11 protein-coding genes are annotated in these 12601 nt (G+C 67.5%); 7 read left to right on the forward strand and 4 right to left on the reverse strand.

Annotated features, from left to right (window positions below):
• Window positions 1-46: 46 nt before the first annotated feature.
• Window positions 47-865, reverse strand: a complete 819-nt coding sequence (locus JWS13_RS10635) for an enoyl-CoA hydratase (protein WP_206005519.1) — start codon at window positions 863-865, stop codon at window positions 47-49.
• A gap of 275 nt (window positions 866-1140) precedes the next feature.
• On the opposite strand from JWS13_RS10635, the gene JWS13_RS10640 reads away from it, so the two are divergent.
• Complete coding sequence (locus JWS13_RS10640; RefSeq protein ID WP_206005520.1) at window positions 1141-2376, forward strand: TetR/AcrR family transcriptional regulator; 1236 nt, start codon at window positions 1141-1143, stop codon at window positions 2374-2376.
• A gap of 85 nt (window positions 2377-2461) precedes the next feature.
• Here the strand turns inward: JWS13_RS10640 and JWS13_RS10645 are convergent, their stop codons facing one another.
• Window positions 2462-3376 carry an oxygenase MpaB family protein gene (locus JWS13_RS10645; protein ID WP_206005521.1) on the reverse strand — a complete coding sequence of 305 codons (915 nt, stop codon included), beginning with the start codon at window positions 3374-3376 and terminating at the stop codon, window positions 2462-2464.
• 18 nt (window positions 3377-3394) lie between these two features.
• Window positions 3395-4936, reverse strand: coding sequence for an aldehyde dehydrogenase family protein (locus tag JWS13_RS10650; RefSeq protein ID WP_206005522.1), 1542 nt, complete (start codon window positions 4934-4936; stop codon window positions 3395-3397).
• Window positions 4937-5093: 157 nt separating this feature from the next.
• On the opposite strand from JWS13_RS10650, the gene JWS13_RS10655 reads away from it, so the two are divergent.
• Complete coding sequence (locus tag JWS13_RS10655) at window positions 5094-6236, forward strand: acyl-CoA dehydrogenase family protein (RefSeq protein ID WP_206005523.1); 1143 nt, start codon at window positions 5094-5096, stop codon at window positions 6234-6236.
• 47 nt (window positions 6237-6283) lie between these two features.
• Entirely contained in the window at window positions 6284-6979 is a 696-nt protein-coding gene (locus JWS13_RS10660; RefSeq protein ID WP_206005524.1) for a GntR family transcriptional regulator, read from the forward strand.
• Window positions 6980-7006: 27 nt separating this feature from the next.
• On the opposite strand, the gene JWS13_RS10665 is transcribed toward JWS13_RS10660, so the two are convergent.
• Window positions 7007-7942 (reverse strand): esterase/lipase family protein, encoded by a 936-nt coding sequence (locus JWS13_RS10665; protein ID WP_206005525.1) that lies wholly within the window; start codon window positions 7940-7942, stop codon window positions 7007-7009.
• A 231-nt stretch (window positions 7943-8173) separates the two neighbouring features.
• Between JWS13_RS10665 and JWS13_RS10670 the strand changes: the two genes are divergently transcribed.
• Genes JWS13_RS10670 through JWS13_RS10685 form a run of 4 tightly spaced genes read left to right on the forward strand, consistent with a single transcriptional unit; the run spans window position 8174 to window position 12568 of the window.
• Window positions 8174-8623: a chorismate mutase family protein gene (locus JWS13_RS10670; protein ID WP_206011563.1), complete on the forward strand. Its 450-nt coding sequence runs from the start codon at window positions 8174-8176 to the stop codon at window positions 8621-8623.
• On the forward strand, window positions 8623-10695 hold the full coding sequence (pabB, locus tag JWS13_RS10675) for an aminodeoxychorismate synthase component I (RefSeq protein WP_206005526.1): 2073 nt from the start codon (window positions 8623-8625) through the stop codon (window positions 10693-10695). The genes JWS13_RS10670 and pabB overlap by 1 nt, the downstream gene beginning before the upstream one ends.
• Window positions 10692-11612, forward strand: a complete 921-nt coding sequence (locus JWS13_RS10680) for a prephenate dehydrogenase (RefSeq protein ID WP_206005527.1) — start codon at window positions 10692-10694, stop codon at window positions 11610-11612. Before pabB ends, JWS13_RS10680 begins: the two co-directional genes overlap by 4 nt.
• On the forward strand, window positions 11609-12568 hold the full coding sequence (locus tag JWS13_RS10685; protein WP_206005528.1) for an AurF N-oxygenase family protein: 960 nt from the start codon (window positions 11609-11611) through the stop codon (window positions 12566-12568). The genes JWS13_RS10680 and JWS13_RS10685 overlap by 4 nt, the downstream gene beginning before the upstream one ends.
• Window positions 12569-12601: the final 33 nt, after the last annotated feature.

Raw genomic sequence — 12601 nt, forward strand, 5'->3', positions numbered from 1 at the left:
CAGATGTCGACGTCGATCGGAACAGTCTTGTTAACCGCAATTCGCATCAGCTTCGAAAGTTCGGAGCACGTTTCGTGAGCATCGCCGCGACCCCTTCGGCGAAGTCCGGCGACTGGAGCAATTCGGTCTGGCCGGCCTTCTCGCGGCCCAGCGCCGGGTCCAGTTCCGCCAGCGTGGTCGCGGTGAGAGCCTGCTTGGTCAGCGCGAGAGCCCGCCTCGGACCACGTGCCAGCCTCGCCGCGACGGCGTCGACGTGGGCCGCGAGGTCGTCGGCCGCGAGCACACCGGCGATCAGGCCCTCGTCCGCCGCCCGATCGGCGGGCAGCCGTTCGCCGAGCAGCGCCATCCGGGTGGCCCTGGCCCTGCCGATCGAGGCGGCGATCAACGCACTGGATCCGCCGTCGGGCATGAGCCCGACGTTGACGAACGCGAGGAGCAGGTACGCGTCCTCGGCGGCGTACGTCAGGTCCGCCGCCAGGGCGATGGACGCCCCGACCCCGACAGCCGCGCCACCCACCTGGGCGATCACCGGGATCGGGAGGTCGACGATCGCGCGGATCACGCGATTGGCGGAATCCATCACCACCTCCGGCGACGCCGCCCGGCCGCCCGCGGTGGCCGCCGCCGCGAGATCCGCGCCGGTGCAGAATGCCGCGCCCGCACCCGAGAGGACGACGACGCGGACGGCGGGATCCGCCGCCGCGCCTTCGAGCACGTCGCCGAGTGCGGTCATGTGAGCCAGATCGAGCGCATTCATCCGGCCGGGCCGATCGATCGTGATCCGGAGGATCCCGCCGTCCACGACCACCCGGAGACCGCCGGCTGCGACGGCGGGGATGGTCGACAGTTGCCGTGGTGCACTCATGAAGCCAGTTACCTCCGAGGGAATCGACCTGCGAGGCCGGGAAAGGCGGGGCGGTGGAAGAAGCCATCGCCGCACGCGAATTGCTGTTAACTTATTGGTGTCGTTCGGTGCGTGTCAATACCTCTCGGAACACATTTCGCACTGTCTTGCTGGTGATTCATCGAGACGCCGGGCGAACACCCCGGTGCGCGGGGACCATCCGAGGCTCATCGGCGCGGGAGTCTCGGTTAAGATGACCGGCAGAGGAACTGGCAGACGACTGCCCACTACTGGAGGTGACCGTGGCCCGGACCAGCACGGCGGCCGGTGCCGCCACCGACCGGCCGATCCGCCGCCGCCCCAAGAATCGCAAGGCCCAGATCGCGAACGTCGCAGCCGAAGCCTTCAGCGAGCGCGGCTACCATGCGGTCGGTGTCGACGAGATCGCCGCCACCATCGGCATTTCCGGTCCCGCCCTGTACCGGCACTATCCCAACAAGTACGCCCTGTTCGTCCACGCCGCGACGACGACGGCCGACGCGCTCCAGGCCACCGCGGACGGCGCACTCGACGGCGTCGCCGAACGCGAACCCGGCGACCGCCTCGAACACCTGATCGCCGCCCTCGTCGCCAACAGCATCGAGAACCGTAAGATCGCCGGACTCTACCGCTGGGAGGGCCGGTACCTCGAGGCCGAGGACCGTAAGCGGATTCGCGCCGTCTTCGTGCACGTCACGCAGTGCGTGGCCGCGCCGCTGCGCGAGATCCGCCCCGAACTCACGGCCGTCGACGCGACGACGCTGGGGGCGTCGACGCTGAGCGTGATCGGCAGCATCAGCGCACACCGGACCACCCTCGCCACCCGCCGACTCGACACGCTCCTGAAGTCGGCATGCGGGTCGATCCTGAACGCGACGCTCCCGCCCGCCGTCCCGAACGCGGGCAGGGCCGCCGCCGGCACGGTGCGAGGACTGGCCGTGACGTCCAAGCGCGAATTGCTGATCAACGAGGCCGTCAAGATCTTCGACCGGCACGGCTACCACGACTCGAGCATCGAGGAGATCGGCGCCGCCGCGGGCATCAACGCGTCGAGCGTGTACCGCCACTTCCCCAGCAAGGCAGACCTTCTGGCGGCGGTGTTCTACCGCGCGTCCGACCGGCTGGCCGTGGCCACGTCGGCGGCTCTGTCCACCGCCACCGACCCCGAGGACGCCCTCCGCAAGCTCGCCGAATCGTACCTGGAACTGTCGTTCGGGAACCCGGAAGTGCTGTCGGTCTACTTCGCGGAGATCGGGAACCTCCCGAAGAACGAGCGGACCAACCTCCGTAACGTGCAGCGCCTCCACGTCGAGGAATGGGTCCACCTGGTGACCGCCGTGCGGTCCGAACTCTCGGCGCCCGAGGCACGGTTCCTCGTGCACGCGGCGCTCGGACTGGTGCTCGACATCGGCCGACTGGTCCATTTCGACACCCGCGAGGAGTCGCGTGCCCGTCTCCACACCCTGATGACGGCCGTTCTGCTGGGTCACTGAGCCCGGCCCGGGCGGTGACACTGAGCCCGGCCCGGGCGGTGACACTGAGCCCGCGTCCCTGGGCGAATCGCCCAGGGACCAGTTCTCATGCGGCCCGTCGGCGATATCCCTTTTGCTTGTCGTTGTCCGCGCCGAGGTCGCGCGGGCTGTAGCCCACCGGGTATCCGGGGTAGGTCCGGTTGCGCGGATCGCGGGCGGCCTTGGATTCGCGGCGTGGCGGCAGGAGGCGCACGAACCGGGCCCGGATCCGCAGCGCACGTCGGGACGCGCCCTGCAACCAGTGCGGCGCTGCGGGAAATCCGAACGCCGCCAGCATCATCGGGTCGAGGAGGGCGTAGACCCCCTGCGCGACGAGCGGGCGTAGCGGCGCCGGAAACCAGGAGCAGAACAGATTCAGCGTGTAGGTGCCGACCCGATGGTTGTCGTCGGTGTACCGGAAGTGTGTCCGCTCGTACTCGGCCTTGAACCGGTAGAAGTCCTCGAAGGTCTCGGGTATGTTCCTGATCCCCATGCGAACCCCCACCTGACGGTAGAAGTGGAAGCACGCGAGACGCTCGTTCGGGGTGAGCCGCCGCCACCCGAAGCGGTCGATCCAGTCGATCGGCTCGTAGATGAACGTGGTCAGCACGTACAGCATGTCGTCGTTGTCGATGTCGTACTTACCGTGCATGCGGTTCACGACGCGCAGCGACTCGATGCCGCGTTCGGAGTCGTAGCCGTGCTCGACGAGTTCGGCCATCAGCAACGCGGTGTCGTCGTACCGCTTCTGCGGTCGCTTCTCGAACTCACCGGTGCGCTGCAGCAGTTCCGAAATCGTGGGGACGCAATACGTTCGGAACAACGCGAACTCGAGGGACCGCTGGTAGTCCCACGGAAACTCGAAGCCGGCCGTGATGCGGTGGATCTCCTGGTGGTCCCGGACCGGGTCGAGTTCCTCGATCCGGCGCTGCCAGCCGTGTCTGCCCCGCGGAACCCCGCCCGGCGTGGTCTTCGTCAGCATGTGAATACCCTCCCGCAATCAGCGTCCGTGCCGGTTCTTCAACATCCATGCGGAAATCTTCATGTCCCGCGACTTGCGCTGCATGGTCAGCAGATTCAGCGGCGCCGCGAACTTCTGCCGGGCGATGGACTTGACCCGGCTGAATTCCCGCAGCCCGTCCGCCCCGTGAATGCGACCGAAGCCCGAGTCTCCGACACCGCCGAACGGCAACGCCGCGACACCGGCGAATCCGAGCACCGACCCGATCGTCACGACGCCTGCCCTGAGCTTCTCGGCGGCCTGCATCGCCTTGGTCGCGTCCTTGGTGAAGATGGACGCGCCGAGACCGAACGTGGTGCCGTTGGCCTTCGCGACCGCCTCGTCGAGACTCGCGACCTTGTTGACGACGACCGTGGGGCCGAACGTCTCCTCGCGGATCGCGGTGCTGTCCTCGGGAACGCCGGTCAGCACGATGGGCCCGACATACCCGTCCGCGATGGAGTCGAGTCCGCCGACCACGGCGGATCCGCCCTTGTCGAGTGCGTCCTGGACGTGGCTGCGGACCACGTCGGACTGGCTGGTCATCGTCATGGGTCCGTACGCCGCATCCCGCGGTCCCGGACGTAGAACCGTCGACTTCTCGGCGATCAGCCGGACGAATTCGTCGTAGACGGAGTCGACGACGTAGATGCGCTCGACGCCCGCGCACGTCTGTCCGGCGTTGCCCATCGCCCCGAACACGGCGAAACCGGCCGCCTCGTCCAGGTTCGCGTCGGCGTCGACGAGCATGGCGTCCTTACCTCCCGCCTCGACGACCAGCGGGGTGAGCGTTTCGGCGCAGGCGGCCATGACCCGCTTGCCGGTGGCGGCGGACCCGGTGAAGGCGACCTTGTCGACGCCGGCTGAGACGAGGGCGGAACCGGTCGACCCGTCGCCGGTGACCACCTGCAGGACAGGCTGATTGGGGATGAGCGCCTTCCACTTGTCGGCGAGCCACACCGCGACCCCGGGGGTCAGCTCACTGGGCTTGAAGACGACGGTGTTGCCCGCTGCGAGCGCGTAGGAGATGGAGCCCATCGGCGTGTAGACGGGGTAGTTCCACGGCCCGATCACACCGACCACACCCATCGGCTCGTACCCGACGCTGCTGGCCTGGTTCGCGCTGACCAGACCGGACGGCACCTTGCGCCGCTTCAGGACCTTGCCCGCGTTCTTCGCGGCCCAGTCGAGGTGCTCGATGGCGAGCATCACCTCCAGGAGCGCGTCGTCGTAGGGCTTGCCGGTCTCGGCCGCAACGAGCGCGGCGAGTTGCTCACCGTCCCGTGCCATCGACTTCTTCCAGTCCAGGAGCCACTGCTTGCGGCCGTCGAAGCCGAGGGCGTTCCACCACTGCGCGGCGGACCGGGCCGCGTCGACGGCGGCGCGCACCTCCCTCTCCCCCTGGATCGGGTACTCGGCGAGGACGGTGCCGTCGCGCGGGTCCAGGGACGCGAAAGTCCTCGGCGCCGGATCCGCCGGCCCTGTCGGGGCCGTGGGCTGCGTGCCGGCACTCGTCTCGGTCGTCTCCGCCTGCTGTGGCATGGTCGATATCCTCCCTTGAGATCACATCAAATATATGTGATGTGATGTAATGTAGTGGACATCACAGTATGCGGCTGACCCCATCGCGGCAAGCCCCACACAGTCACCCCGGCCGGCCTGTTCGCCGGCCCCATCACCCACGAGGAGTTCCCCGGACATGAGCGTCGAATTCACCAGTGAACAGAAGGACTTCGCGGCGGCGATCGCCGATTTCTGCAAGCGCGAGAGCGGCACCCGCGAGCAGCGCGACAGGCTGACGAATCACGGCGAGCACAACCACAATCAGGACCTCTACGAGAAGATGGCGAAGCTGGGCTGGCTGGGCATCACCATCCCCGAGGAGTACGACGGCTCGGCCGCGAGCCACGTCGACATGTGCATCCTGCTCGAGGAAGCCGCCAAGGGCATGGCGCCCATCGGCGGAATCGGGCCCACCTTGATCACGGGCGGCGCGTACGCGAAGTTCGGCACCGACGCACAGAAGGACGTCGTGCTGCGCGGCATCGTGGCCGGCCGGTCGCAGTCCATCTCGATGTCCGAGCCGGAGGCCGGTTCCGACGTCGGCAACCTCAGCACCCGCGCGGAGAAGACCGCCGACGGCTGGGTGATCAACGGCCAGAAGACATGGTGCTCCAACGCGCACTTCGCCGACAACATCCTGCTCGTGGCCCGCACCGGGCGCGGCGACGGCAAACACGAAGGCCTCACGATGTTCCACGTCCCCGCGGATACCGCCGGACTGAAGATCAGCGGCATCGACACGATGGGCGGCAAGGAGGTCAACGACCTCTACTTCACCGACTGCGTCCTCCCCGAGGACGCGGTGGTCGGCGACGTCGGCAACGGCTGGCGCCAGCTGATGACCGGACTGAACTTCGAACGCCTCATCCTCGCCGCCATGATGCTCGGCACCGCGCAGCGCGCGTTCGCCGACACCCTCGATTTCGTCACCCAGCGCAAGCAGTTCGGGCGTCCCGTCGGATCGTTCCAGGCGCTACGCCACCGCATCGCCGATCTGGCGATGGAGATCGAGTGCTGCAAACTGCTCGTGTACAGCGTCGCCAAGGACGTCGACGCGAACCCCGGCAAGATGCTGGCCCGCGAAGCGTCGATGGCCAAGCTGAAGGTCACCGAGACGGCGAAGAAGGTCGCGCTCGAGGGCATGCAGATGATGGGCGGATACGGCTACGCCACCGAGTTCGACATGGAGAAGCACGTCCGCTCCACCATCGTCTCGAGCATCTACGGCGGTACCAACGAGATTCAGCGCGACATCATCGGCAAGACCTACGGTTTGTAAACATCCACTGCGGTTTATGCTGGTTTGCCGCATCGAAGGAGTTCTCCATGGCATCGCCCTCCGTGTCACGATCCCCAGCGGGCCGCACCCTGCGCCGCCGACCCCAGTTGTCGGACGACGTCGCCGTGCACGTCCGCAACCTGATCATGTCCGGGGGCGTTCGCCCGGGTGACTTCATCCGCCTCGACGAGACCGCGGCGGACCTCGGGGTCAGCGTCACACCCGTCCGCGAGGCGCTGCTGACCCTGCGCGGCGAGGGGCTCGTCGAACTGGTTCCCCACCGCGGCTACGTGGTCGCCCCGCTCAGCCGGGACGACATCCACGACCTCTTCTGGCTACAGGGCCAGATCGCCGAGGAACTCGCGGTCCGCGCGACGCGGTCCGTCACCCCGGAGGTCGTCGAGGAGCTGACCGCGATCAACGAGAAGCTGCGGCGGGCCGTCGAGGACGGCGAGGGCGACCGCATCGAGGATCTCGAGTTCTCGTTCCACCGGGTCATCAACCACCTCGCCGACGCGAGCAAGCTGTCGTGGTTCCTGCTCAGCGCCACCCGGTACACGCCGGTGCAGTTCTATTCGTCCGATCCGGCCTGGGGCGAGTCGGCGGTCGCAAGCCACCGGCGCCTCATCGCCGCGCTCGCCGACGGGAAGGCCGACGTGGTCGGCGCCGAGAACAAGGCCCACTTCATCGACGGCGCCCAGCGACTGGTCGCACATCTCGACGAGGTCGGCATCTGGGACTGACCGGCACCGCCGAGCACCCGCGCCGGGTCAGCACGGTGCGGGGTTGCGGTCTCCGTAGGCGGGGTCCAGCGCCCGCTGGATGATGTACACGGCCCGCGCATCAGTGGTCAGCTGGCCGTGGTCTGCGGTGTTCGTCTCGCAGCCGTCCTGAAGCCAGATGTTGTGCACGGTGGCCCACGGGCCTGCCGTCAGGAACGTGTTCTCCGGAGGGGTCGACACGGTGTCGCTGCGACTGGCGACCACGGTGTAGTCGATACCCGGGTCGGTGTCGCCGGCCGCGTTGAGGAGCTGCAGGAAGGGCGAGCCCACCATCTGCTGGATGTAGGACGGCCCGACCGCGACACCGGCGAGCGTCGTGACCGGCACACCCAGTGCCTGCGCGATCGCACCGAGCGACTGGACGTCCCCGAAGCTGGTGCCGTGGTTGGTGGCGCCGAGCGTGACGAGCGAGTGCACCTTGTTCAGCGCGGGGTTCGCCCGGTCCGCGCCGCCTTCGAATCTCAGGTACTGGCGGGACACCGTGCCGCCGAGCGAATGCCCGATCATGTCGACCTGCGGAGCGCCGGTGGCCGTGCGGACCAGCTCGACGAACCCGGCGAGCTGCCGGGCGGACTCCTCGATGTCGGCGCCGCCGAACATGCGCATCATGTTGCCCTTGGTCAAACCGGCGGCCTGTCCGTAGTTGAGGGCGAACACGCAGTAGCCGTCCGCACTGAGCGCCGGAGCCAGGTCCTTCCACGTCCCCACCATGCCGGTCCAGGTGCCGTGCACCAGCACGACGGGACGGGGATGCGCCGCGGACGGCTTACAGTTCCAGTCGTTGGCCCCGGGAAGCACGGACGGATCGACCACGGGCGCGGGTTCCGCTTCCACGGGATCCGCTGCCGCCGGTGCCGCACTGCACAGCATCACGATGCCTGCCAGCACGAACAACAAAGCCCTAGTGGCCGACGATATACGCATATTCCTCGTATCCTGAGTGTGCGGAAATAGACTTCAGGTTACGTTAGCCAACCGTCCATCAAAGTCTCAACCTGAGATCGAGACTCCCGGGGGTGATAGCCCACCAGGTTCGTTTTCGGCCGATCGACCACGGCCCTCCCGGCCATCCGGAAGGCTCATGGAAACGAACCACCAACGACACACGATAGTCGGGATGAGAAAGCTACTGCCGATCGAGTGAGTGGGGCGATTATGTACTTCTCCGTAGAACAGCGGAACGGCGACGATTCCGGAGAGCATTCTGACGCCTCGGCGCAGCACGCACTCGAGAGTCTGCGCGTGGAACTCGACGCCGTCGACGCGACCCTGCTCGAGACGGTCCGGCAGCGTTTGGAAGTGTGCCTGCGGATCGGCGAACTGAAGCGCCGCGAGCACATCGCCATGATGCAGCCCGGACGGATCCACATCGTCCACGAACGGGCGCGTCAGTACGCCGACAGCCATTCCCTGTCCCCGGAGTTCTTCGACTCGCTCTACGACCTCCTCATCGCCGAGACGTGCCGGCTCGAGGACCTCGTGATCAATGCGGAGTCCGTCGACGAGGCCCCCCGCCGGGGCGGCAGCCACAACGGCAGCCACAACCACGCCGGCAACCACCAGGTTCGCCACAGTTCCGTGCCGTCTGCGAATGTCGAGTCGTGATGAGTACCCGGACGCTGCTGGTCGACAATTACGACTCCTTCACCTACAACCTGTTCACCCTGCTGGCCGAGGTGAACGGCGAACCGCCCACCGTCGTGCACAACGACGTGGAGTGGAGTTCGATCCCCTGGTCCGACTTCGACAACATCGTCATCTCCCCCGGGCCCGGCCGGCCGGACCGCAAACGCGACTTCGGGATCAGCGCCCGCATCATCAGGGAGACCGAACTCCCGGTGCTCGGCGTCTGTCTCGGTCACCAGGGACTGTGCCAGCTGTTCGGCGGCAACGTGGTACTCGCGCCCGAACCGATGCACGGCCGCGTGTCGCTCGTCGACCACGACGGTTCCGAACTCTTCGCGGGCATTCCGTCACCGTTCCCCACGGTCCGCTACCACTCGCTGATCGTCGAGGATCTCCCCGGCGATCTCGAGGCCACCGCCTGGACGGCCGACGGTCTCCTGATGGGCGTCCGGCACCGCACGCGTCCGCTGTGGGGCGTCCAGTTCCACCCCGAATCGATCAGCACCGCGTTCGGCCACGAACTGCTCGCGAACTTCCGCGACCTCACGCAGACGCATTCCGGGACACCCACGCACGGATCCCTGCTCAGAATCCCGATCCCCCACGCGCCGTACGTGGTCCAGCAGGTGCGCGTCGACCACGAAGTCGACCCCCGCACCACGTTCGAGGATCTGTTCGCGTCCGGACCCAACGCGTTCTGGCTCGACGGGACGTCGGCGTCGGAACCGACTTCGCGATTCACGATCATGGGCAACTGTTCCGGCCCGCGCGCCGAATACATCACGTACGACGTCAGCGAGGCGATCGTCCGGATCACGCGGGAGGGGTTGCCGGTCGAACAGGTGCACGCACCGTTCTTCGACTACCTCGAACGGCAACTGCAGGCACGGTCGGTGCCGGGTCTCCCGGGTGTGCCGTTCGGCCTCGGCTACGTGGGGTACCTCGGCTACGAACTGAAGGCCGAGACCGGTGGCACCGCGGCGCACAAGTCCCCCACCCCGGATGCCGCACTGGTGTTCGCGGACCGCGCCGTGGTCATCGATCATTCGAACGAGCGCACGTACGCGCTGTGCCTGAGCGATCACCAGGACGATCCGGAGTTGCGCCGCTGGCTCGACGAGATGGAAGCGGCGCTGCACCGGCTGGCCGAGCCGGACCACCCGACGACCGCGGTGCCGCCGATCCGGAAACCGGAGGCCGCCGAACTCGCCCTGCGTCACGACCACGACAAGTACCTCGACCACATCGCGACGTCGCTCGGTGAGATCCGGACCGGCGAATCCTACGAGGTCTGTCTGACCAACATGGCGACGGTGGACCAGTCGATCAATCCGCTGCACACGTTCGAACTGCTCCGCTCCATCAGTCCCACGCCGTACAGCGCCTACCTTCAGTTCGCCGGGCTGTCCGTTCTCAGTGCCTCCCCCGAGCGGTTCCTGAGGATCGGCGCGGACCGGGTGGTCGAGTCCAAACCGATCAAGGGGACGCGTCCGCGCGGCGCCACCCCCGCCAAGGATGCGGCGCTGCGGCAGGACCTGCTCGACAGCGAGAAGGATCGCGCCGAGAACCTGATGATCGTCGATCTGACGCGCAACGACCTGGCCCGGGTGTGCGTTCCCGGCTCGGTGCACGTTCCGAAGCTGTTCGACGTCGAAACGTACGCGGCCGTGCATCAACTCGTCTCGACCGTGCGCGGAACCCTCAGCGCCGACGCCTCCGTCGTCGAGTGTGTCCGTGCCGCCTTCCCCGGCGGATCGATGACGGGCGCCCCGAAGATCCGGACCATGGAGATCATCGACCGGCTCGAGTCCGGGCCGCGCGGTGTGTATTCCGGTTCGATCGGCTACTTCTCCCTGACGGGGACGGCCGACCTGTCCATCGTCATCCGCACGATCGTCGCCACCGACACCGAGGTGACATTCGGCATCGGCGGTGCGATCACGGCGCTGTCGGACCCGGAGGAGGAGTTCGACGAGGCAATGGTCAAGGCCGCCACCATGTTGCGGGCGCTGTCCGTGACAGCAGACCGGCCGAACGAGATCGGGCAGTGAACGTTCCGGCCGCATCCGCCAGGACCGTCGCGTTGATCGGCGGTTCGGGCGATGTCGGCCGGATGCTCGCCGATCGGCTCCGCGCCGCCGGAAACACCGTGCGCACCGTCGACATCCGGTTCACCGACCGGTCCGACGCGGATCAGGTCAAGGGCGACGTCACCGACCCGTCGCCGGAACTGCGGGCGGTGGTGCAGGCCGCCGATGCGGTGATCCTTGCGATACCCGAAAGCGTGGCGCTGGAGTCGATTCCGTTCCTCGTCGCGGAGTTGCCCGAGCACGCGCTGCTGGTCGACACGCTGTCCGTGAAATCGCGATTCGATGCGGCCCTGCGGGAGAGCGCACTGCGGGGCGGCGCGGTGGGCATCAACCCGATGTTCGCCCCGTCCCTCGGACCGGAGGGCCGCCCTGTCGCGGCCGTGACCTACCGGGACGGCCCCGGGGTCGAGTGGTTCCTGTCGGCCCTGTCCGGCTGGGGATCTTCGGTGGTCCGTCTGGACGCCGAACACCACGACCGGCTCACGGCAGCGACCCAGGCACTGACGCACGCCGGCGTCCTCGCCTTCGGCCTCGCTCTCGCGGACCTCGGTGTCGACGGCGGCGAACTCACCGCGGTGGCCACCCCACCGCATCTCGTCTCACTCGCGCTTCTCGCACGGGTCGGCAGCGGCGTCCCCGAGGTCTACCGGGACATCCAGGCCGGCAATCCCTTCGCCGGCGACGCCCGGCGCGCGCTCGCCGCCGCGCTCACCACCCTCACCGACACCGTCGAGCAGGGCTCAGACGACGATTTCGCCGCGCTCATGTCCCGCGCGACGTCCCCGCTCGGCGACCGGATCGAACCCCTCGCCCGGCTGTGCGCCGACCTCTTCACCGATCTCGTTCACCGACGGCCGCGGAACGGAGATACGTCATGACGACCCAGAACATTCCCTCGCTCCCGGAGTACGACCCGTCCGATCCTGTGGAGAGTGCCGTCGTGACGCGGCTCGCGCGCAACTGGGGGCAGCGAGCGACCGTGAAGAAGCCGGAACCGGACCTCGACGCGCTGTTCGACCTCGGCAAGCAGGACTACCCGGACGAGTTGCTGCCGTTCGCCGATCACGACCGGTTCCTCCGGATGGGTAAGGAGCAACGGAACCAGCTGCGGGCGTGGGCGTGGATCGCGTTCAACAAGAACGTCATGGACATCGAGCAGTACGTGGTCAATCCCGGGTTCGACCTCGTCGCGCACGACGCCCTGGACACCGGTCTCGGTGACACGTTCGCCGTGGCCGTCCACCAGGCGATGGTGGACGAGCAGTACCACACCCTCATGCACCTGAACGCGAGCGCGGTCACCCGTCGGCAACGCGGTTGGGCGATGCCGAACAATGCCCTGCCCGACGTCCTGACGTTGCGCCGCCAGCGCGCGGCGACGGCCGAGGCCGCCGACCCGAGACAGCGGGCGATCACGACGTTCGCCTTCATGACGGTGGCGGAGATCTCGATCAGCTCCTACCTCGACCTGATCTCCGAGAACGACGTCATCCAGCCGGTCAACCGGGCGACGGTCCGGCTGCACAATCGCGACGAGTACTGTCACGCCTCCATCGCCGACGACATCGCGGCTGTCGTCTACGACACCCTGAACCCCGGCGACCGGCGGCTGTTCCTCGACGGGCTCGTCGACGCGATGACCGCCTTCAGCAGCAACGACTACTCGACGTGGCACACCATCGTCGACATCCTGGACCTCGACGGCGGTCAGGCGATGATCGACGACGCCGAACACGACACCCGCCGATCCGCGCTCGTCCAGGATTTCGGTGGCATCCACAAACTGTGCAAGCACCTCGGGGTCGCGGGCGAGATGTCCTACGAGTGGGCCTGACTCCGCGAGGAGGCTGACTCTCGCAGGGTTCGC

Source organism: Rhodococcus pseudokoreensis (assembly GCF_017068395.1).
In the GTDB taxonomy this organism is placed as follows: Bacteria; Actinomycetota; Actinomycetes; order Mycobacteriales; family Mycobacteriaceae; genus Rhodococcus_F; species Rhodococcus_F pseudokoreensis.

Bases quoted from the DNA above. Each gene is read 5' to 3' on its own strand.
- JWS13_RS10635 (WP_206005519.1), bottom strand. From the start codon at position 865: ATGAGTGCACCACGGCAACTGTCGACCATCCCCGCCGTCGCAGCCGGC.
- JWS13_RS10645 (WP_206005521.1), bottom strand. From the start codon at position 3,376: ATGCTGACGAAGACCACGCCGGGCGGGGTTCCGCGGGGCAGACACGGC.
- JWS13_RS10650 (WP_206005522.1), bottom strand. From the start codon at position 4,936: ATGCCACAGCAGGCGGAGACGACCGAGACGAGTGCCGGCACGCAGCCC.
- JWS13_RS10655 (WP_206005523.1), top strand. From the start codon at position 5,094: ATGAGCGTCGAATTCACCAGTGAACAGAAGGACTTCGCGGCGGCGATC.
- JWS13_RS10660 (WP_206005524.1), top strand. From the start codon at position 6,284: ATGGCATCGCCCTCCGTGTCACGATCCCCAGCGGGCCGCACCCTGCGC.
- JWS13_RS10665 (WP_206005525.1), bottom strand. From the start codon at position 7,942: ATGCGTATATCGTCGGCCACTAGGGCTTTGTTGTTCGTGCTGGCAGGC.
- JWS13_RS10670 (WP_206011563.1), top strand. From the start codon at position 8,174: ATGTACTTCTCCGTAGAACAGCGGAACGGCGACGATTCCGGAGAGCAT.
- pabB (WP_206005526.1), top strand. From the start codon at position 8,623: ATGAGTACCCGGACGCTGCTGGTCGACAATTACGACTCCTTCACCTAC.
- JWS13_RS10685 (WP_206005528.1), top strand. From the start codon at position 11,609: ATGACGACCCAGAACATTCCCTCGCTCCCGGAGTACGACCCGTCCGAT.